General features: G+C 60.5%; 20 protein-coding genes and 1 riboswitch. Of the genes, 11 read left to right on the plus strand and 9 right to left on the minus strand.

Annotated elements, in window-relative coordinates; genetic code table 11:
- Positions 1-179: 179 nt before the first annotated feature.
- Entirely contained in the window at positions 180-2,192 is a 2,013-nt protein-coding gene (locus J5278_RS17015) for a methyl-accepting chemotaxis protein (protein ID WP_209182718.1), read from the minus strand.
- 445 nt (positions 2,193-2,637) lie between these two features.
- Between J5278_RS17015 and rpmH the strand changes: the two genes are divergently transcribed.
- The 4 genes from rpmH to yihA all read left to right on the plus strand — a co-directional run bounded on the left by rpmH (position 2,638) and on the right by yihA (position 5,797).
- A complete protein-coding gene (rpmH, locus tag J5278_RS17020) occupies positions 2,638-2,772 on the plus strand; it encodes a 50S ribosomal protein L34 (protein WP_111216528.1) in 135 nt (44 codons plus the stop codon).
- Between the two features lie 33 nt (positions 2,773-2,805).
- Entirely contained in the window at positions 2,806-3,198 is a 393-nt protein-coding gene (gene rnpA, locus J5278_RS17025; RefSeq protein ID WP_111216526.1) for a ribonuclease P protein component, read from the plus strand.
- Positions 3,198-5,009, plus strand: coding sequence for a membrane protein insertase YidC (gene yidC, locus J5278_RS17030; protein ID WP_142823899.1), 1,812 nt, complete (start codon positions 3,198-3,200; stop codon positions 5,007-5,009). Before rnpA ends, yidC begins: the two co-directional genes overlap by 1 nt.
- A gap of 128 nt (positions 5,010-5,137) precedes the next feature.
- Complete coding sequence (yihA, locus tag J5278_RS17035; RefSeq protein ID WP_142823898.1) at positions 5,138-5,797, plus strand: ribosome biogenesis GTP-binding protein YihA/YsxC; 660 nt, start codon at positions 5,138-5,140, stop codon at positions 5,795-5,797.
- A gap of 77 nt (positions 5,798-5,874) precedes the next feature.
- Here the strand turns inward: yihA and J5278_RS17040 are convergent, their stop codons facing one another.
- From J5278_RS17040 to J5278_RS17050, 3 genes are all read right to left on the minus strand, one after another.
- A complete protein-coding gene (locus J5278_RS17040; protein WP_111216520.1) occupies positions 5,875-6,432 on the minus strand; it encodes a fasciclin domain-containing protein in 558 nt (185 codons plus the stop codon).
- A gap of 210 nt (positions 6,433-6,642) precedes the next feature.
- Positions 6,643-7,365: an anti-sigma factor domain-containing protein gene (locus J5278_RS17045; protein ID WP_209182716.1), complete on the minus strand. Its 723-nt coding sequence runs from the start codon at positions 7,363-7,365 to the stop codon at positions 6,643-6,645.
- The gene (locus tag J5278_RS17050) at positions 7,362-7,901 is read right to left on the minus strand and encodes a sigma-70 family RNA polymerase sigma factor (RefSeq protein ID WP_209182714.1); all 540 of its coding nucleotides are present in this window, start codon (positions 7,899-7,901) and stop codon (positions 7,362-7,364) included. The genes J5278_RS17045 and J5278_RS17050 overlap by 4 nt, the downstream gene beginning before the upstream one ends.
- 185 nt (positions 7,902-8,086) lie before the next feature.
- On the opposite strand from J5278_RS17050, the gene argB reads away from it, so the two are divergent.
- The 4 genes from argB (at position 8,087) to J5278_RS17070 (ending at position 11,510) form a co-directional block, all read left to right on the plus strand.
- The gene (argB, locus tag J5278_RS17055; protein ID WP_209182712.1) at positions 8,087-8,974 is read left to right on the plus strand and encodes an acetylglutamate kinase; all 888 of its coding nucleotides are present in this window, start codon (positions 8,087-8,089) and stop codon (positions 8,972-8,974) included.
- 52 nt (positions 8,975-9,026) lie between these two features.
- Complete coding sequence (locus J5278_RS17060; protein ID WP_209182710.1) at positions 9,027-9,731, plus strand: pyrimidine 5'-nucleotidase; 705 nt, start codon at positions 9,027-9,029, stop codon at positions 9,729-9,731.
- 114 nt (positions 9,732-9,845) lie between these two features.
- Positions 9,846-10,457 (plus strand): EF-hand domain-containing protein, encoded by a 612-nt coding sequence (locus J5278_RS17065; RefSeq protein WP_142823893.1) that lies wholly within the window; start codon positions 9,846-9,848, stop codon positions 10,455-10,457.
- A 174-nt stretch (positions 10,458-10,631) separates the two neighbouring features.
- Entirely contained in the window at positions 10,632-11,510 is an 879-nt protein-coding gene (locus J5278_RS17070) for an aminoglycoside phosphotransferase family protein (RefSeq protein ID WP_209182708.1), read from the plus strand.
- A 12-nt stretch (positions 11,511-11,522) separates the two neighbouring features.
- Here J5278_RS17070 and J5278_RS30980 read toward each other — a convergent pair whose 3' ends face one another.
- The 3 genes from J5278_RS30980 to J5278_RS17080 form a co-directional block, all read right to left on the minus strand.
- Positions 11,523-11,927: a DUF190 domain-containing protein gene (locus J5278_RS30980; RefSeq protein ID WP_247748962.1), complete on the minus strand. Its 405-nt coding sequence runs from the start codon at positions 11,925-11,927 to the stop codon at positions 11,523-11,525.
- Positions 11,924-13,333: a voltage-gated chloride channel family protein gene (locus J5278_RS17075; protein WP_247748961.1), complete on the minus strand. Its 1,410-nt coding sequence runs from the start codon at positions 13,331-13,333 to the stop codon at positions 11,924-11,926. Before J5278_RS17075 ends, J5278_RS30980 begins: the two co-directional genes overlap by 4 nt.
- 79 nt (positions 13,334-13,412) lie before the next feature.
- A riboswitch (Fluoride riboswitch) is annotated at positions 13,413-13,492 on the minus strand.
- 67 nt (positions 13,493-13,559) lie between these two features.
- Positions 13,560-14,420: an LOG family protein gene (locus J5278_RS17080; RefSeq protein WP_142823891.1), complete on the minus strand. Its 861-nt coding sequence runs from the start codon at positions 14,418-14,420 to the stop codon at positions 13,560-13,562.
- Between the two features lie 220 nt (positions 14,421-14,640).
- Here J5278_RS17080 and dapD point away from each other — a divergent pair, with 220 nt between their 5' ends.
- The 3 genes from dapD (at position 14,641) to J5278_RS17095 (ending at position 17,413) form a co-directional block, all read left to right on the plus strand.
- Positions 14,641-15,498 carry a 2,3,4,5-tetrahydropyridine-2,6-dicarboxylate N-succinyltransferase gene (dapD, locus tag J5278_RS17085; protein WP_209182707.1) on the plus strand — a complete coding sequence of 286 codons (858 nt, stop codon included), beginning with the start codon at positions 14,641-14,643 and terminating at the stop codon, positions 15,496-15,498.
- A 132-nt stretch (positions 15,499-15,630) separates the two neighbouring features.
- Entirely contained in the window at positions 15,631-16,824 is a 1,194-nt protein-coding gene (dapE, locus tag J5278_RS17090) for a succinyl-diaminopimelate desuccinylase (RefSeq protein WP_209182705.1), read from the plus strand.
- Positions 16,811-17,413, plus strand: a complete 603-nt coding sequence (locus J5278_RS17095; protein ID WP_209182703.1) for a hypothetical protein — start codon at positions 16,811-16,813, stop codon at positions 17,411-17,413. Before dapE ends, J5278_RS17095 begins: the two co-directional genes overlap by 14 nt.
- Positions 17,414-17,416: 3 nt before the next feature.
- On the opposite strand, the gene truA is transcribed toward J5278_RS17095, so the two are convergent.
- Positions 17,417-18,220, minus strand: coding sequence for a tRNA pseudouridine(38-40) synthase TruA (gene truA / locus J5278_RS17100; RefSeq protein WP_209182701.1), 804 nt, complete (start codon positions 18,218-18,220; stop codon positions 17,417-17,419).
- On the minus strand, positions 18,220-19,158 hold the full coding sequence (gene fmt / locus J5278_RS17105; protein ID WP_209182699.1) for a methionyl-tRNA formyltransferase: 939 nt from the start codon (positions 19,156-19,158) through the stop codon (positions 18,220-18,222). The genes truA and fmt overlap by 1 nt, the downstream gene beginning before the upstream one ends.
- Between the last annotated feature and the right edge of the window lie 121 nt (positions 19,159-19,279).

Raw genomic sequence — 19,279 nt, forward strand, 5'->3', positions numbered from 1 at the left:
GCCATCCCATTCAGCGGCAATGCAGATTGCCTTGGTCAATTAGCCAATACGATAAGAGTTTTTGCCGGTGTCTTCAATGCGCCATCGTAACGCGGCCGTCCTTATGCTGCTGGCAGACCGATGAAAAAAGGCGCGGCACCGGGTGCCGCGCCTGGGCGAACGTTAAAGCCTGCCTACTCTCAGAACTCTTCCCATTCCTGAGAAGCGGGCTGGGCCGCCGCACCGCCGCGTCCTCCGGACATCATGCGGGAACCTGATACAGCCATCTGGCGAGGCGGCGCGGCTGCCGGGCGGCGCGTGTCCAGACGCGCAACGGCCGGAGCAATATTGCGAGCGCCGGTGACCTTGAAGCCAGCAACGAGCCGCACGAGGCTATCGGCTTCGGCGGTGAGCTTGTGGGTTGCCGCCGACGTTTCCTCGACCATGGCAGCATTCTGCTGCGTCACCTGGTCCATCTGGTTGACGGCGGTGTTGACCTCGGCAAGACCGGTTGCCTGTTCACGCGCCGAGGTGGCGATCGAATGGATATGGTCGTTGATCGCCAGCACGCGGGTTTCGATGTCGCCGAGCGCTTCACCGGTTTCCTGCACCAACTTGACGCCGGCCTGCACCTCGCTGCCCGATTTGGTGATCAACCCCTTGATGTCCTTGGCTGCCTTTGCGGAGCGCTGGGCCAGTTCGCGCACTTCCTGGGCGACGACGGCAAAGCCTTTGCCAGCCTCGCCTGCCCGGGCAGCTTCCACCCCTGCATTGAGCGCCAGCAGGTTGGTCTGGAAGGCAATCTCATCGATGACATTGATGATCTGGCTGATTTCACGCGATGCCTGCTCGATGCGGCCCATCGCATCGACTGCATTGCGCACGACAATGCCGGACCTGGCAGTGTTGTCCTTGGCCTCGGTAGCCATGACGCTAGCCTCCTGGGCGCGGGTGGTCGAGTTCTGCACCACGGCAGTGATCTCGTCGAGCGCAGCCGAAGTTTCCTCGAGGGCTGCAGCCTGCTGCTCGGTGCGCTTGGCAAGATCGTCGCCGGCAACGCGCAGCTCGTTGGCATTTCCATGGATCGAACCCGTCGTATCGCGAACCTCGCGCATGGTGTCCTGCAGTGTCAACAGGGTCGCGTTGACGTTTTGCTGGAGTTCGGCAAATGCACCCTGATAGGTACCGCGCATGGTCTGCGTCAGGTCGCCGGCAGCGAGTTCGGCGATGACGCGTCGGGTCTCCGTAATCCCGGCATCGACGCTGGCGACAAGCTCGTTGACGTTGCGGGCGAAGCGATCGAGATTTTCGTCGTTGTAGGTCTTTTCGATCCGGCGGCTGAAATCTCCGGCAGCAGCCGAGGCCACCACATGCGACATGCCCGACTGCAGATCGTCGCTCTTGGCGCGCAGCACTGCCTCGTCGGAATGCATGCGCTGGACCGCAAGGCCGCTCTGCTTGAACACCTCGACGGCCGCTGCCATGTCGCCGATCTCATCGCCGCGACCGACATAGGGAACGTCGACGTTGAAATCGCCACCTGCCACCTGCTTGATGGTATCGGTGACCTTGTTGATCGGGCGGGTCAGATGGTTTGTGCCGATATAGAGCCCAAAGCCGATGCCGCTGACGATACCAAGGCCGGTGGCCGCGAGCACCAGCCAAAAAATCATGTCGCCGAACGAATCGATGTCGGCACGGACAGCGGTCAGTTCCTGCGTATCGGCCTTCACGACGGCGTCGATGTCGGCCTGAAAGGCCTTGCGATTGGCGCGATTGTCTTCGTTATTGCCTTGCTTGTTGGCTGCAGGCGGCCCCTCCGCCAAAAGCAAACGCACGGTCTCGCTACGGAACCCGTTGAACTCCTTGGACTTATCGAGCAGCTTAGCGAAATCGGCCTTCTGACCTTCCGGCACCAGCGGCGCCCACTTGGCGATGATCTTGTCGATTTCGACGAGATCGGCAGTTAGTCCGTCGGCAAAGCCCTTGGCGGATTTGATATCGGGGGCGCCGTAGATGCCGCGACTTTCCATGACGACCGCCGTGACATAACGGTTGAGGCGCTCACCGAGATAAGCGCGGGTCGAAGCGCGTTCATATATCCTCAGTTGGCTGTCATACTGGTTTATGGCAAACAGCGCGGTCGCGCCTATAAGCATTGCTGCGCCTGCCATGACAGCAACGAGCAAATTGATCTTGCCACGGATTTTCAACTAAATACCCCCCAAAATATATGGGCTTCAAAACAGGAGAGCCCATTCATTTTGTATTATCGAGGCCAATCGTTAAGGTAGCCTTTCCTATATTGAAATATAAAATACGAGATAAACTTGCTTCTATTGGCGCCAATTGGTAAGTTAAGACATTATACATCAGCTTCATGCCGAACGGATTATATCAGCTCTTCGCGTGTGCAGCATTGGCGGAAAATCCGGGGCGCCCCCAAAGTATGGAGTGCGCGCGAAATCGACACTGGCGGCATGCGTTGCGGCAAACTGTGAATCCCGGGCCCGATAATTGACTTTTCCGGCCTTCATCCCTATAAGCCGCCGCACGTCCGGTTTCGGAGCCTGCCTAGCGGGCTACTTCCGTGCGTCCAACAACGCTCCTTGCACTATGCAAACCCAAGAAGGGCCGCACTCCGCGGTGTTAAAATAAATGAAGCGTACCTACCAACCATCGAAGCTCGTTCGCGCTCGTCGCCACGGTTTTCGTGCTCGTATGGCAACAAAGGGCGGCCGCAAGGTCATCATCGCCCGGCGTGGCCGCGGTCGCAAGCGTCTTTCGGCTTAATCGCCGAATAGGCCCTGTCGCGATGGCGGGCGAATGACGAATAAACGACCCAATACCAAAACTGTCGGGCGGCTGAAAAGCCGGCCGCAGTTTCTTGCCGTGCGCGTGGGAGAGAAACGACGGGGCAATTTCTTTCTGGTCGAGGCGCTCGATCGCGCCCTGCCTGATGAGCCGCCACGCGTCGGTTTCACTGTCACCAAAAAACATGGCAATGCCGTCGAGCGCAACCGCATGCGCCGCCGCCTGAAAGAAGCGGTACGGCTGAAGGCCGGGTTTGCAATGCAGCCGGGACACGACTATGTGGTTGTCGCGCGCCGCGATGTATTGACTGCGCCCTTCGAAGCGCTGGCCCGGGAGTTGTCAGCCCGCTTTGAAGCCATGCCGAAACACCGCCGGTCGCAACCGGACCGCTCCAGGAAAGAATGATGGAAAAGAACCGCAATTACTTCATCGCGATCGCCCTGTCGGTGGTGATCGTCCTCGGGTGGCAGTTCTTCTATATGAACCCGCGCATCGAAGCGCAGCGCAAGGCCGATGCGGCTCTCAAGGCGCAGCAGCAGACGACGCAGCAGGTTCAGCCGAACGGCACCGCAGCCGCACCGACCCCCGGCACCAACACCACTGCTGGCGCCCCCGTTTCCGGCCAGGCCGCCATCGGCACCATGACGCTGCAGCAGGCGCTGGCAAAAACGCCGCGTGTCGCCATCGAGACCACATCGCTTCTCGGCTCGATCAATCTGGCCGGCGGGCGCCTGGATGACCTTCGTCTCAAGTCGTACCATGAGACGGTCGACAACATGAGCCCGATCATCACGCTGTTCAGTCCGGCCGAAACAAAGGACGGCTACTTCGCCGAACTCGGCTACATCGGTGACGACAAGACCGGCGCTGTTCCTGGCCCTTCGACCGTCTGGACGGCACCTGAAGGTGCAAAGCTCACCGACAAGACGCCGGTGACGCTGACCTACACCAATGACAAGGGACTGACTTTCTCGCGTACGATCTCCGTCGACGACCACTACATGTTCACGGTTGCAGACAAGATCACCAATGCCAGCCAGCAGCCGGTCTCGGTTGCCAGTTACGGTCGCGTCATCCGCTACAGCCTGCCGACCACGCCGTCCGCCTACGTGCTGCACGAAGGCTTCATCGGCGTAATCGGCGACGACGGCCTGCTGGAAACCAAGTACACGGCTGTCGACAAGGAACCGACAACCCCGGCAAAGGCAACCACCGGCTGGCTCGGCTTTACCGACAAGTACTGGGCAGCCACCATCGTGCCGCCGCAGACGACCCCCTACGATGCCCGCTTCTCGCATTTTACCGATGGCCAGCCCCGCTACCAGGCTGACTACAAGCAGGATGCCATCAGCATCGCTGCCGGACAGTCCGTCGATCTCAAGAACCTGGTATTTGCCGGCGCCAAGGAAGTCCCGGTCATCGACCGCTACGAGGAAAGCTACTCGATCCCGCGCTTCGACCGCCTGATCGACTGGGGCTGGTTCTACTTCCTGACCAAGCCGATGTTCAAGCTGATGGACTTCTTCTTCCGCTACTTCGGCAACTTCGGCGTCGCCATCCTTTGCACGACCATCGTCGTCAAGCTCCTGTTCTTCCCGCTGGCCAGCAAGCAATATGCGTCGATGGCCAACATGAAGAAGATGCAGCCGCGCATGGCCGAGCTGAAGGAAAAGTTCGGCGACGACAAGATGGGCCTGCAGCAGGCCACGATGAAGCTCTACAAGGAAGAGAAGATCAATCCGGTCGCCGGCTGCTGGCCGATTGCTCTGCAGATCCCGATCTTCTTCTCGCTCTACAAGGTCATCTACATCACCATCGAGATGCGGCATGCGCCGTTCTTCGGCTGGATCCGCGACCTTTCGGCACCCGATCCGACGTCTATCGTCAACCTGTTCGGCCTGCTGCCGTTCGAGGCTCCGACTATCCTGCATCTTGGCGTCTGGCCGATGATCATGGGCGTGACCATGTTCCTGCAGATGCGCATGAACCCGACGCCGCCCGATCCGACGCAGGCAATGATTTTCAACTGGATGCCGCTGGTATTCATGTTCATGCTGTCGAGCTTCCCGGCCGGCCTGGTCATCTACTGGGCCTGGAACAACACCCTGTCGGTCATCCAGCAGGCGATCATCATGCGCCGCCATGGCGCCAAGGTGGAGCTGTTCGACAATATGCGCGGGTTGTTCAAGCGGAAGAAACCGGCGGAAACGAAATAGCCTTGAAAACCCCGGCTTAGTCCGGGGTTTTCTTTTTCAACGCGGGGGGCCTTTGTCCCAAGAGCGGCAAGTCTTGACATCGGCTGCCAAAACCGTGAAGCCAAACCATCAACAAACGATCGCGAGCCATGGCCGAAGCACCCGTACCCACCGAAAAGCCGTTGTTCGGCCGCCCCTGGATCTTCATTCGCGGCGTGCCCTCGATGAAGTTCCTGCCGCCGGAAGGCCCGCCGGAGATTGCTTTTGCGGGACGCTCGAATGTCGGCAAGTCGTCGCTGATCAATGCGCTCGTCGGCCACCATGGGCTTGCCCGGACATCAAACACGCCGGGCCGGACGCAGGAACTCAACTATTTCGTGCCCGACGGCTACTCCGGGGAAGCCGGCGACCTGCCGCCGATGGCTCTGGTGGACATGCCCGGTTATGGCTATGCGAAGGCACCGAAGGACAATGTCGATGCCTGGACGAGGCTGGTGTTCGACTACCTGCGCGGCCGGGCGACGCTGAAGCGCGTCTACGTGCTGATCGATTCCCGCCACGGTATCAAGAAGAACGACGAAGACGTCATGGCCCTGCTCGACAAGGCTGCTGTTTCCTACCAGATCGTCCTCACCAAGACGGACAAGATCAAGGACGCCGGCGTGCCGAGGGTGGTTGCCGAGGCAGCCGAGATGACCCGCAAGCGCCCGGCCTGCTTCCCCGGCATCATACCGACCTCTTCCGAAGAGAACGAAGGTATGGATGATCTGCGCCAGGCGATCATCGAGACCGTCGGCTACGGCGCCTGATTATCTGACGTGACTGAACGCAAAAAGGCCGCCGCGCGGTGAATTACCGGAGCGACGGCCTTCGAAGTCGATGTTGATTACATCTTCGGCAGCAGAACTGCGTCGATGACGTGAATTTCGCCGTTGGACTGCTTGACGTCGGCGATGGTGACATGGGCCGTGCCGCCGGCTTCGTCGGTCAGCGTAACCTTGCTGCCCTTTGTCATGGCCTTGATCACGCAGCCGCCGACAGTCTTGATGTCGTATTCGCCACCGGCGTCCTTGACCATCTTCTTGACAGCGGATGCCATGATGTCGCCGGAGACGACGTGGCAGGTGAGGATCTTGACGAGCTTGGCCTTGTTTTCAGGCTTCAGCAGGGTTTCGACCGTGCCGGCCGGGAGTTTTGCAAATGCTTCATTGGTCGGGGCAAATACGGTGAAAGGGCCTTTGCCTTCCAGCGTTTCGACGAGGCCTGCAGCCTTTACAGCGGCAACAAGCGTCGTGTGGTCTTTCGAGTTGACGGCGTTTTCGATGATGTTCTTCGAGGCGTACATCTTTGCGCCGCCGACCATAGGGTCCTTGGCGTAAGCTGCGCCGGTGGCGGCGGACAATGCGACGGCCAGAGCGGCAATGCGAAGCGTGGTCTTCATCATGATCTGATTCCTCTTCCTCTTATATCCCCGATCCAACTCACCTGGGCTTGTGCCCTATCCGCCGGGGACACTGGTAGTACGGAACGCTCCTGAAAACAGTTTCAAACCGCTCGCTGATTTTTAACAAATTCAAATAAAACGTAAAAACCATGAAAAACGCCGCAAACACTGGAGTTCGCGGCGGATGGTGTCGACAATCTGGGGAAATGACTAAAGGCTACGGGTTTTACCCGCAGCGATAACGGGTCCGGTCGGCGCGCCGGATGGTGACCCACCGAAGGGCTCGACGCTGATGGCGATGGTGGCGCCTTCGCCAAACTGGCTGCGCATATTGGCTGGCACGGCGATTTCGCCCTCGCCGCTCTGGGGCAGAACGCCCAGTGCTTTTGCTGGGTCGCTGCCCTTGATCAACCATAGCTCCAGCGATTTCTTTTCAGTCTGCGCTGCTGCAACCGGCGTTATCTTCAGGCGTCCGCTTGAAGCGTCGTAGCTCGCGACAAGGTTGAGGGCACCGTTGACGCTGGCGGGGACCGCGAGGTCGGCCACCATCGGCCTGGAGCCGGACCCGACCTTCAGACCACCGTTTGCATCGTAGAAAATCGCACCGGCAGCCAGCACGAGCGAGGCAAGCGTCAGCCCGCGCCAGACCGGGAGCGAGTTCCAGACGCCGCCGCGGCGCTTTGGGCGTTCGCCGAAAATCCGTTTTTCGACCTTTGGAAACACCGATGCCGGCGGCAAGATCGCTTCGTATTCGTCGTTGAACGACGACAGGTTCTGTTCCCAGCGGTTGACGATCGCCGCAAAGGGGCGATCGCTGCGCATGCGCGTCTCGACCTTCTGCCGGTCTTCCAGCGACAGAACACCCAGCACGTATTCGCCGGCCAGTACCTCGTCGCGGGAGCGGCCTCCCTTGCTTTGATCGGGTGAACTCATCGGTCCATGCACTCTCTCAGTTTGATCAGGCTTCGGCGCAGCCATGTGCGCATGGTATTCAAAGGCACTGCGTATTGATCGGCGAGTTCCTGATAGCTCAGTCCCTCGACGTAGGCACTGCGAACTGCCTGAGCGCGGCCGTCCTCCAGGGTTTCCATGCAGACATCGATGCGCCTGCCCTCGCCCTTGATGACAGCCTGCGTCTCCGGATCCGGCTCGTCGTCAGCCAGATCATACACCGCGTCGATCTCGTCCGCCACGGGCTTGCGAGCCCGGATGGCGTCGATGGCCCGGTTGCGGGCAATAGACGTCAGCCATCCCATTGCCGGGTTTTCCGAAGCGACGAAACGATCTGCACGCTGCCATATCCGGACGAAGACTTCCTGAAGAACTTCCTCCGCATCTGTCCTGTCTTTCAGGATACGCAAACATACGGCAAATAGTTTCGGGCTTGTCTTCTTATAAAGTTCGGAAAACGCACTCTGGTCACGCATTGCAACGCGGCTGACGAGGGTGGCTATATCGTCAGTGGCCATCCATGATCCCCGCTCCCATTCCGAATACCGTCATATTAGGATGTTTGAGCGGCCGGGCAAGACGAATAACACTTCAGGCATCGTCCTTGCGGTGGATTTCCCGATCAAAACTTATCGTCTCGACGTTATTCCCTCTGTCAAAAACTTGAGATAAAACCCCGCGAACAATTTCAGCGGGGTGTGTCATGGCCGAATCCGAAAACGAACTGCAGGCACGCTTGCTGGCAAAAGCCCTGCCGTTCATGCAGCGCTACGAAAACAAGACGATCGTGGTGAAATATGGCGGCCATGCCATGGGCGATGCGGAACTCGGCAAGGCATTCGCGGCAGACATTGCCCTTCTCAAGCAGTCCGGCGTCAACCCGATCGTCGTACACGGCGGCGGCCCGCAGATCGGTGCGATGCTGACCAAGATGGGCATCGAATCGAAATTCGAAGGCGGCCTGCGCGTAACCGACCAGAAGACGGTCGAGATCGTCGAAATGGTGCTCGCCGGTTCCATCAACAAGGAAATCGTCGCTCTCATCAACCAGACCGGCGAATGGGCAATCGGCCTTTGCGGCAAGGACGGCAACATGGTGTTTGCCGAAAAGGCCAAGAAGACCATCGTCGATCCGGATTCGCATATCGAGCGGGTGCTGGATTTGGGCTTCGTCGGCGAGGTCGTTGAAGTCGACCGGACGCTGCTCGACCTGCTCGCCAAGTCGGAGATGATCCCGGTCATCGCCCCGGTCGCCCCCGGTCGCGATGGCGCCACCTACAACATCAACGCGGATACCTTTGCCGGCGCTATCGCCGGGGCGCTGAATGCGACGCGCCTGCTGTTCCTGACCGACGTTCCGGGCGTGCTGGACAAGAACAAGGAACTGATCAAGGAACTGACGGTGGCCCAGGCCCAGGCGTTGATCAAGGACGGCACGATTTCCGGCGGCATGATCCCGAAGGTGGAGACCTGCATCGAGGCGATCCAGGCCGGCGTCCAGGGCGTCGTCATCCTCAATGGCAAGACTGCCCATTCGGTGCTGCTCGAAATCTTCACGGAGCATGGCGCGGGCACGCTGATCATTCCCTGATCACGATAAAATGCGGTTTGCCGGCAGGCTGGCGCATGGCATAAGGGCGGCCATGACACAGCCAAGAAACATGCCCGCCGCCGCCGATTTCGCTGATATCCGTGATTGGGTATTCGATCTCGACAACACGCTCTACCCGCACAATGTCGACCTGTTTTCGCAGGTCGATGTCAACATGACGAGCTATGTCGCGGATCTGCTGCAGACGGACAGGGCTTCGGCGCGCAAACTGCAGAAGCAGTATTATCTGGAACACGGCACCACGCTGCAGGGGCTGATGCTGCATCACGGCGTAGACCCCGACGACTTTCTCGAAAAGGCGCATGCGATCGATTATACCAGTCTTACGCCGCAGCCGGCGCTTGCCGCCGCCATCAAGGCGCTGCCTGGCCGCAAGTTCATCTTCACCAACGGCAGCGTCAAGCACGCGCAGGATACGGCCGGAGCGCTTGGCATCCTCGACCATTTCGACGAAATATTCGATATCGTCGCGGCAGACTATCTGCCGAAGCCGGCTGCCGGCACCTATGACAAGTTTGCCGGCCTGCACAAGATCGACACGCAAAACGCTGCCATGTTCGAAGACCTGCCGCGCAACCTGACCGTACCTAAGGCACTGGGCATGAAAACCGTGCTGCTGGTGCCTCAGAATATCGAAGGCAGTTTCACCGAATGGTGGGAGCGCCACAGCGACGACGACCAGCATATCGACTACATCACAGACGATCTGACAACGTTCCTGTCGGCGCTCGTCTGACGAAAACTGCTTTAATTACAAAAGTTTCATCCATCTTACCGATGTTTAATTGGGTGTTTCGGGTCCGCCGCCCTACCTTTGAGTTATCACCACGGCAACCAAAGGAAACACCCAATGATCGGGAAGAAAATTCTCATTACAGCAATGTCCGCGACCCTCCTCCTTGGCGGCGCGGCGGCAACTTTTGCAGCCAACGGCCATCACATGGGTGGACGGCACGGCCCGCGTATTCCCCCTGAAGTCATCTTCGTGCGCATGCTGCAGCAGTTCGACACCAACGGCGACATGAAGATCTCCAAGGACGAAGCGACAGCCGGCGCCGACAAGCTGTTCGATGCCATTGACACCAACAAGGATGGCTCCATCACCCCCGGTGAATACCGCGAGTACCGCAAGACCCAGATGAAGGCGATGTGGGAAGAGCGCAAGAAGATGATGGAAGACAACAAGGACAAGGCAAAGCCTGACCAGGCGATGAATGACGACGAAGGCGGCAAGCCTCCGCGTGACGGCAAGGACGGCCCGCGCGGCGAAGGTCGCCACGGCAAGGGCATGCGCGGCGGCATGATGGGCGAGATGCTGTTCAAACGCATCGACACCGACCAGAACGGCCAGATCAGCAAGGCCGAAGCCGAAGCCGCCATGGCCAAGCTCTTCGACCGGATGGACCGCAACCACGACGGCTTCATCGCGCTCGACGATATGCCGAAGATGCCGCTCCTGTAAGGAACGGCACGTCCTAGCAGGACAAACGGAAGCCCGCCTCGCAGTCTTGCGATGGCGGGCTTTTTCGTACAGGGCTGAGCTGAAACAACTGTGCAGAGATCGGCCCCGTCACACTTTTGTTCGTCGCTTACCCGCGTCATTCCGGCTTCACAAACACCGCCGTATAATGCGGTCATGAACAGCCCGGATTTTGCGATCGATCAAACGGTGATCCGTAAACTGCTGTCGGATCAGGCGGGACAGTGGGCCGATTTGCCCATCACCCGCGTTCACTCATCCGGAACGGACAATGCACTCTTTCGCCTTGGCGACGGCTTGGTCCTCAGAATCCCGATCAGACAAGCCGCTGTACCGCTGCTCTCTAAGGAGCTGGACTGGCTCCCTCACCTTGCCAACCTCCCCCTTGAAACCCCGACAATACGGTACCGAGGCGTTGGAGCCGGCTATGAATTTGGTATCTACGACTGGATGGCGGGCAAGGTCGCCACGCCTGATAATGTCAGCGATACCCGTGAGGCAGCCATGGCTCTGGCGGGATTCCTCAGAGCGCTCCAGCTGAAAGCGACCGACGGCGCTCCCCGCGCGGGACCGCTGAACAACAGGCGCGGCGTCCCTCTTGCGGAGATGACCGGTATCACGGTTGCCGCCATCGAGATACTGTCGGACGAAATCGATACTGTCGCGGCGTTGGATATGTGGACGTCCGCAATCGCCGCAAGATGCCACCCGTCTCCGGTGTGGCTGCACGGCGATCTCAAGGCCGACAACCTACTTGTGAAGAACGGCAGGCTGTCAGCCGTTATCGACTGGGGTCTGTCAGCAATTGGCGACCCCGCGGCGGACTATGCGTCAGCCTGGTCCTGGGTGGACCCCTCGGCCTGCCAAATATTCCGCGAGGCGCTGGAACTGGATGAAAGTGAATGGTGTCGCGCGAAAGGCTGGGCACTCTATGGGGCGGTGATCGCTCTCAGCTACTATCGCAATCGAGATAATATGCCCCTGTGCCAGCAGTCACGCTATACGCTCGCCCGGCTCGGGCTTTTGCTCCAATAGCTGAACCAGTTATCAAGGCACCGACGGTTTAAGGACGTCTTCAACTTTGACGCCGTGCCCGGTGATATCCCAGTGCTCGATGTGCTTGAAGATGATGACTTTGCCTTTCAACATGCCTCCATGCGTCCGACAGAAATTTTCAAGGTCGTGGCGGTCTCCGATAAGCTCGACGCACATGGTGAGATCGGGGTTGGATATCTCGAATCCGTCGTCTGCCACCCTGCCGCCATTGCTGTATCCGAAGTGGGTGGAATGAGCGACGGCGTTCAGAATGCCCGCAGCCTTCGCCTGCAGGATCAGTTCGCGATAGAGCAGGGATCCACGAAGCCAGCCGCTCTTGCCAGGCACCTTTTCGCGAGGCTTCATGTAGATGCGCACCATACCGATTTCTTTCTGTGAGATGGAATGCCGGGTCATGGCTGGTCCTTCCTGGCTGAATGATCGGAGGCTTGGGCAGCTATCGATCCGCCGTTCATTCCGACCGGAGCGCGCCTCTCCAAATCGCGAAGATGCCGAACCGCCGTGCCCGGAGGAATATGGCTGCCGGCCGAGGTCTTGGGGATGGCAATCCGCTGGGACAGATAGATGCTCGAATGGCCGCTGCAGAGATAGGCGACGAAGCAGGCAACCGCGATATAGACAGCGTGTGTTGCGCCAAAGAGCTCGATGCCCATGATCATGCAGGCAAGCGGCGTGTTCGTCGCTCCAGCAAATACGGCGACGAAGCCCAAAGCTGCGAACAGATCGACGGGAGCGCCCATCAGACCTGCCAGAGCATTTCCCAACGCTGCCCCGATGAAAAATAGCGGGGTGACTTCGCCGCCCTTGAAACCGGCGCTCAACGTTATGATCGTGAAGACCATTTTCCAGAGCCAACTCCAGCTGTCGATGTGATCCGGGCGGAAAAAGCCGAGAATGGTCGCGTCGGCGCGATCAGGAGACCAGACGCCGAGGCCAAGGTATTCCCGCGTACCAAGCAGGTGCACCAAGCCCAGTATGACCAAGCCTGCCAGCACCGGGCGCAGCGGCGCATAGGGTATCAGCCGCTTCAGGAGAGCGGAGAGGCGATGGGAGGCGTCAGCGAAGAGATGCGCAATAATGCCGAAGGCCGCGCTCGCCGCAACGACTTTGAGGAGAAGAAGCGGCTCGAGATGGAAATTACCCGTGGTCCCCGAAGCCGACAGATAGGAAATTGCGTAGCGGACATGCGTGATCCCCCAAGCCTGGCATGTCCAGTCGGCGATTACCGACGCCATCAGTGCGGGCAGCAGCGCCTCGTACTGCATCCGTCCTATCGTCAAGACCTCCAGCGCGAAGACGGCTCCGGCAATCGGCGTGCCGAAGACAGCCCCGAATCCGGCCGCAATCCCTGCCATCAGCAGGATCCGGACATCGGCTCGGTCCAGCCGGAATGCCCTGCCGAAGGCGCTGGCAAGGCTACCCCCCATCTGGACTGCGGTGCCTTCGCGACCGGCGGAGCCGCCAACCAAGTGCGTCAGAACGGTGGAGACGAGGATGAAAGGCGTCATCCGCAACGGCACCCCGCCGCCTGGCTCGTGGATCTGGTCGACGATGAGGTTATTTCCACCCTCGGCAGAAACGCCGAAGCGACCATACGCGAAAACCATCAGGAAACCCGCAACCGGCAAAGCATAAATGAGCCAGGAATAGGCAAACCGGGCCTCCGTCGCCCGGTCGAGGCTCCAGAGAAACAGTGCAACGAGAGATCCGATGGTGACCGCCATCGGGGTCACGACCGCAATCCATTTCAAAAGGCTGCGAGCTTGCTGCAGGCGTATGCCAAGAATATCGGAGAAAACCATCAGGAGGTCGCTCCGGCATGCACTACATGTGAGGATTGGTTCTGGATATCAGGCAAGACTCTACTCCTTCGCATAATTGCGTTGAGTAGGAGTCATCAGCTTCATCAAGGAAGCGGTTCGACCTTTTCTGGTCCGGCAGAATCCATTACCGTTCGCTGTGATAAGCGAACGGGTGATTGCGTGTCAACCGGGTTGGAGCGCCGCGATGGAGACTTTCGCGCATTTTTCAATGCTCATAAAAATCGCTGACAATCTTCCATGCGGCTTCGGCTGTATCGACGAAGCTGATCAGGTTGACGTCGTCGGGGGCGATTGTACCGAACTCGGCGAGTGCGTCGAAATTGATGATCTTGCGCCAGAAGGCTTCGCCGAAAAGGATCAGCGGCAGGCGGGCCATGCGGCCGGTCTGGATCAGGGTCAGGCATTCGAAAAATTCGTCGAGCGTGCCGAAACCGCCGGGAAAAACGGCGATGGCCTTGGCACGCAGCATGAAATGCATCTTCCGGATCGCAAAGTAGTGAAAATTGAAGCTCAGCTCCGGGGTAACATAGGCGTTCGGGGCCTGCTCGTGCGGCAGGACGATGTTGAGGCCGATCGACGGCGCCCCCTCCTCCGAAGCGCCACGGTTTCCCGCTTCCATGACCCCCGGGCCGCCGCCGGTGACGACGACATATTCGTGAAAACCTGAGGCTGCGGAATAGCGAGCGCAGAGCCGGGCGAACTTGCGGGCCTCCTCGTAATAGACAGAGGCGGCCTCGAGATTGGCGCGCTGGACATCGTTGCGCGCGGCCCAGGCACTCTGACCGGGTGCTGGAATGCGGGCGCCGCCGAACATCACCACAGTCGACTTGATGCCGCGTTCGGTGAGCTCCATTTCGGTCTTCATCAGCTCCAGCTGCAGCCGGACCGGCCGCAATTCCTCGCGGCAGAGAAAATCCTCGTCGGCATAGGCAAGCCTGTAGGATGGCGACAGCGACTGCGGGGTCTTCGGAATGGCTTCGGCGCGGGTCTTGTCGGCGCCGCTGGTCTTCAGCGGATCCCAGACGCCGTCCTTGCGCCGCAGCTTGCCGTTTCTGCCTTTAGCCATTGTCATGCCTTCCATAAGCCGATGGGGCCGCAACCCGAATCGGCGCAGCCTCCGCATCTCCAGATATGCCGCGATCGGGCGCCCGATCCAGATGCAATGCGGCAGGAAAGATCATTCCATTTCCGGGACGGCTGTTGTAGAGCAGATCACCGGCCAAGCGATCACATCTGCGAATGATCCACCGGCCGGGACGAAATCCACAGATGTTCAAGGAATTGTCATGAGCGCTACCGATCTTGCCTCGCTTGAAAAGACCATCGAAGCGGCGTTCGACGCGCGCGACAGCGTCAACCTCTCGACATCAGGCGAAATCCGCGATGCAGTCGACACGGCGCTGACACTGCTTGACGGCGGCAAGGTGCGCGTTGCCGAACGCGGTGACGACGGTGTCTGGAAGGTCAACCAATGGCTGAAGAAGGCGGTGCTGCTGTCCTTCCGCCTCAACGACATGACGATCATCGAGGGCGGTGCTGGCGGATCGACCTGGTGGGACAAGGTCCCCTCGAAGTTCGAAGGCTGGGGCGAAAACCGCTTCCGCGAAGCGGGCATCCGCGCCGTACCGAACTGCGTCGTACGGCGCTCGGCCTATATCGCCCCAAATGCCATCCTGATGCCGTCCTTCGTCAATCTCGGCGCCTATGTGGGCGAAGGCACCATGGTCGACGCCTGGGCGACGGTCGGCTCCTGCGCCCAGATCGGCAAACATGTGCATCTTTCCGGCGGCGTCGGCATCGGCGGCGTACTGGAGCCCATGCAGGCCGGCCCGACGATCATCGAGGACAACTGCTTCATCGGCGCCCGCTCGGAGGTCGTCGAGGGCTGCATCGTCCGCGAGGGCTCGGTTCTCGGCATGGGCGTGTTCATCGGCAAGTCGACGAAGATCGTCGATCGCGCCACCGGCGATATTACCTATGGCGAAGTGCCCCCCTACTCAGTCGTCGTCGCTGGATCACTGCCGGCAGCCAAGCCGATGGCTAACGGCCAGCCCGGCCCCGGTCTCTACTGCGCCGTCATCGTCAAGCGCGTCGATGCACAGACGCGCTCGAAGACCGGTATCAACGAACTTTTGCGCGACTGAGCGGCAATTGGATGGACGCTCCCGGCAACGGGAGCGTCGCCAACAGGAAAAGATCCATTTCGAGCCTGAGTATTTCTCGCCGTTCCGACAATTGCCATCGCTTTGCCATTTCCCGCCGGATACATCGTTGTCATGAACACCACCGATCCCGTCGCCAATCTCCAGACCCTGATCCGCTGCCCGTCGGTAACACCCGCCGACGCCGGTGCCCTTTCGGCACTGACCGACATGCTGCTGCCGCTCGGCTTCGTCGTCGAGCGGATGACCGCCAGCGAACCGGGCATCCCCGACATCGACAATCTCTATGCCCGGCTCGGCCATGAGAGGCCGCATTTGATGTTTGCCGGCCATACAGACGTCGTGCCTGTTGGCGACGAAGCAAGCTGGAGCCATCCGCCCTTTGCCGCCGAAATCGCCGATGGCCAGATGTTCGGGCGCGGCGCGGTCGATATGAAAGGCGGTATCGCCTGCTTTGCTGCTGCTGTTGCCCGCTATATCGCCCGGCACGGCGCGCCAAAGGGCTCGATCTCGTTTCTGATTACCGGCGACGAGGAAGGGCCGGCGATCAACGGCACCACCAAGCTACTCAAATGGGCTGCCGAAAAGGGCGAGACATGGGACGCCTGCCTGGTGGGCGAACCGACCAATCCCGACAGGCTCGGCGACATGATCAAGATAGGTCGGCGCGGTTCGCTGTCGGGCAGAATCACTGTTAAAGGCGTCCAGGGCCACGCGGCCTATCCTGACCTCGCCGACAATCCGGTACGCAGTATTCTGGCCCTGACGCAGGCGCTGATGCATCCGCCGTTCGACGCGGGCACTGACAATTTCCAACCATCCAACCTCGAAGTGACGACGCTCGACGTCGGCAACGGCGCTACCAACGTCATCCCGGCGAAGGCGACGGCAAGCTTCAATATTCGCTTCAACGATACCTGGACGGCAGATACGCTGAAGGCCGAGATCGTCGCACGGCTCGACCGGGCGGCAGCCGACCAGACGCTGCGTCCGGGTCGTCCGCCGGCATCCTACGAGATCGCCTGGGCGGAGCGGCCGAGCCATGTGTTCCTCACCCGCAACAACGAGTTGATCGCCTCGCTTTCGTCAGCTGTGGAGACGGTGACCGGGCAGGCGGCCAGACTGTCCACGACCGGCGGCACGTCGGATGCGCGTTTCATCAAGGACTATTGTCCGGTCGTAGAATTCGGCCTCGTCGGCCAGACCATGCACATGGTCGACGAGCGCGTTGCGGTGGCCGATCTCGAAACGCTGACGGCAATCTACGAGACATTCCTCGAACGCTGGTTCCAGAATGCCGACGTATAGGGAAGTCCAGTACTATCTGGCCGGGCTCTGGCTGCTGGTGCGCAATGACGCGCGCGGTTTCAACTACCTCGACATCTCCGATCGGGGCCTGACACGGTCTTTCTGGGCCGTCCTCTGGTGCCTGCCGCCGATCGGCATTTCCTGGCTTTGGTGGCAGCAGACCTATCTGTCGGCCATGCCGCCGGGCAGCGCCACCGGGCCTGCCTTCTTCTTCCGCCTCGGCCTCGTGGAGGCGGCAAACTGGCTGGTACCGCCGGTCATGGCGGGATTGTTGCTGCTGCTTTTCAGGAGCGGCGAAAAATTCCAGCCTGTCGTCGTCGCCATGAACTGGCTGGGCCTGCCGCTTTCCTACCTGAACGCGCTGCTGATCGCGCTCATCGCCTTCGTGCCGGGATCGGCCGGCCTCACCGCCATCCTGTGGCTGGTGCTGATGATGGCGCTGATCTTCGCGCTTGCCCGCATCCTGCGGATGATCTGCGGTCCGCATCCGCTGTTCGTCGCGGCGATGACGCTGATGATGATGGTTCCGCCGATGCTGCTGACGGACTTCCTGCAGCATTTCCTCGGCATCTATCCGCCCGGCTCCTGACGCCTATTCCCGGGCCGGGCGTGGCTGCTCGCTCTGGCGAATGCGGCGGGCATCGGGATCTGCGGGATAGTCGACCTGCAGGAAATACAGTCCCTCCGGCGGCGCCACCGGGCCGCAGGCCTTACGGTCGCGCGCCTCGAGCGCAGCGCGGACATCCTCGACCGACCACTTTCCCTCGCCGACCATCTTCAGCGTCCCGGCAAAGGAGCGGATCTGGTTGTGCAGGAAGCTCTGCGCCGTGGCGCGGATTTCAATCAGATCGCCGTTGCGGGTGACATCCAGCCGGTCGAGGGTGCGCAGCGGGCTGTTGGCCTGGCAATGGATCGAGCGGAAGGTGGTGAAGTCGTGATAGCCGATCAGCGTCTGGGCTGCCGCATGCATCGGCACATGGTCGAGATCCTTGGATACCCACCAAGCGCGCTTTGCCTCCAGCGCCAGCGGCGCCTTGCGACTGATGATACGATAGAGATAGTGCCGTCGATGGGCGGAAAAGCGCGCGTCGAAGCGTTCATCGACCTCGGCGGCATCGATGATCGAGACGCGCTCGCGGGCCTTGCCGAGATAGGCGTTCAGGGCATTGCGCAGGGTATGCGGCGGCCATGTCTTCGACAGGTCGGCGTGGACCACCTGCCCCATCGCATGCACACCGGAATCGGTGCGGCCTGCGCCGCGCACCAGAACGGCCTCGCCCGTCAGCGCCAGGATAGCGTTCTCGATGGCCGACTGGACGGAATGGCCGTTGTCCTGCTTCTGCCAGCCGACATAGGGTGTGCCGTCATATTCGACAGTCATGCGGTATCGCGGCATCAGGCGAGCCTCGTGCCATTTGGGATCGGCGTGCCGCGCAGGAAATCGACGGCAGCCAGCGGCTTGCCGCCAGCCTTCTGCAAACGTGTCAGCCGCACCGCGCCGGCCTCGCAGGCAATGGTGAGATCGTCGGACATTACCATGCCGGCAACGCCCTCGCCGCCTGCGACCACCTCGGATGCCAGCACCTTGATGCGCTCCGGCTTGCCGGAGATCTCCATCTCGAACCAGACGCCGGGCGCCGGCGACAGGCCGCGAATGTGGTTGTGCACATCGGCTGCGGATTTGTGGAAGTCGATCCTTGTCTCGGCCTTGTCGATCTTGGCGGCATAGACCGCGCCCTCGGCTGGCTGTGGCGTCAGCGGCAGATCGTTCATCTCCAGCCGGACCATGGCCTCGCCCATCGCCTTGGCTCCGACCTGGCTCAGCCTGTCGTGCAGTTCGCCGGCCGTCATCGTCTCTGAAATCTCGACCTCGCGGGTGAGCGCCACCGGGCCGGTATCGAGTCCCTTGTCCATCTTCATCACCATCATGCCGGTCTTGGTGTCGCCTGCCATGATCGCCCGCTGGATCGGCGCCGCCCCGCGCCAGCGCGGCAGCAGCGACGCATGGCCGTTGTAGCAGCCGAGCGCCGTGCCATCGAGGATCGCCTGCGGAAGCAGCAGCCCGTAGGCGACGACGACGGCGACATCTGCCTTGAGGTCGATAAAGCGCTGGCGCTCTTCGGGGTCCTTGAAGTTGACCGGCGTGTAGACGGGCAGGCCCAGGAGTTCGGCAGCCTGATGAACGGGCGACTTCTGCAGTTCCAGCCCGCGCCTGCCGCCGGCGCGCGGCGGCTGCGTGTAGACCGCGACGATGCGATGACCGGCGTCGACCAGGGTGCGCAGGGTCGGCACCGAAAAGGCCGGAGTTCCCATGAAGATGATGCTGAGAGACATGCGATCGTCCGTCGTTGCGATTTAACCGCCTTCAAACGGCTTTATCGGCGTGAGATCAAGCCCCTCGCAGTCTTTTGTCTTGCGCGTCGACAATGTCGCACCGTGTGGGAGGCATGATCCG

This window comes from Rhizobium sp. B21/90 (assembly GCF_019355815.1).
GTDB classification, from domain to species: domain Bacteria; phylum Pseudomonadota; class Alphaproteobacteria; order Rhizobiales; family Rhizobiaceae; genus Rhizobium; species Rhizobium rhododendri.

What these genes read in the sequence shown, in the direction of transcription:
- rpmH (WP_111216528.1), top strand. Translation starts at nt 2,638, where the DNA reads ATGAAGCGTACCTACCAACCATCGAAGCTCGTTCGCGCTCGTCGCCAC.
- rnpA (WP_111216526.1), top strand. Translation starts at nt 2,806, where the DNA reads ATGACGAATAAACGACCCAATACCAAAACTGTCGGGCGGCTGAAAAGC.
- yidC (WP_142823899.1), top strand. Translation starts at nt 3,198, where the DNA reads ATGGAAAAGAACCGCAATTACTTCATCGCGATCGCCCTGTCGGTGGTG.
- yihA (WP_142823898.1), top strand. Translation starts at nt 5,138, where the DNA reads ATGGCCGAAGCACCCGTACCCACCGAAAAGCCGTTGTTCGGCCGCCCC.
- J5278_RS17040 (WP_111216520.1), bottom strand. Translation starts at nt 6,432, where the DNA reads ATGATGAAGACCACGCTTCGCATTGCCGCTCTGGCCGTCGCATTGTCC.
- J5278_RS17045 (WP_209182716.1), bottom strand. Translation starts at nt 7,365, where the DNA reads ATGAGTTCACCCGATCAAAGCAAGGGAGGCCGCTCCCGCGACGAGGTA.
- J5278_RS17050 (WP_209182714.1), bottom strand. Translation starts at nt 7,901, where the DNA reads ATGGCCACTGACGATATAGCCACCCTCGTCAGCCGCGTTGCAATGCGT.
- argB (WP_209182712.1), top strand. Translation starts at nt 8,087, where the DNA reads ATGGCCGAATCCGAAAACGAACTGCAGGCACGCTTGCTGGCAAAAGCC.
- J5278_RS17060 (WP_209182710.1), top strand. Translation starts at nt 9,027, where the DNA reads ATGACACAGCCAAGAAACATGCCCGCCGCCGCCGATTTCGCTGATATC.
- J5278_RS17065 (WP_142823893.1), top strand. Translation starts at nt 9,846, where the DNA reads ATGATCGGGAAGAAAATTCTCATTACAGCAATGTCCGCGACCCTCCTC.
- J5278_RS17070 (WP_209182708.1), top strand. Translation starts at nt 10,632, where the DNA reads ATGAACAGCCCGGATTTTGCGATCGATCAAACGGTGATCCGTAAACTG.
- J5278_RS30980 (WP_247748962.1), bottom strand. Translation starts at nt 11,927, where the DNA reads ATGACCCGGCATTCCATCTCACAGAAAGAAATCGGTATGGTGCGCATC.
- J5278_RS17075 (WP_247748961.1), bottom strand. Translation starts at nt 13,333, where the DNA reads ATGGTTTTCTCCGATATTCTTGGCATACGCCTGCAGCAAGCTCGCAGC.
- J5278_RS17080 (WP_142823891.1), bottom strand. Translation starts at nt 14,420, where the DNA reads ATGGCTAAAGGCAGAAACGGCAAGCTGCGGCGCAAGGACGGCGTCTGG.
- dapD (WP_209182707.1), top strand. Translation starts at nt 14,641, where the DNA reads ATGAGCGCTACCGATCTTGCCTCGCTTGAAAAGACCATCGAAGCGGCG.
- dapE (WP_209182705.1), top strand. Translation starts at nt 15,631, where the DNA reads ATGAACACCACCGATCCCGTCGCCAATCTCCAGACCCTGATCCGCTGC.
- J5278_RS17095 (WP_209182703.1), top strand. Translation starts at nt 16,811, where the DNA reads ATGCCGACGTATAGGGAAGTCCAGTACTATCTGGCCGGGCTCTGGCTG.
- truA (WP_209182701.1), bottom strand. Translation starts at nt 18,220, where the DNA reads ATGCCGCGATACCGCATGACTGTCGAATATGACGGCACACCCTATGTC.
- fmt (WP_209182699.1), bottom strand. Translation starts at nt 19,158, where the DNA reads ATGTCTCTCAGCATCATCTTCATGGGAACTCCGGCCTTTTCGGTGCCG.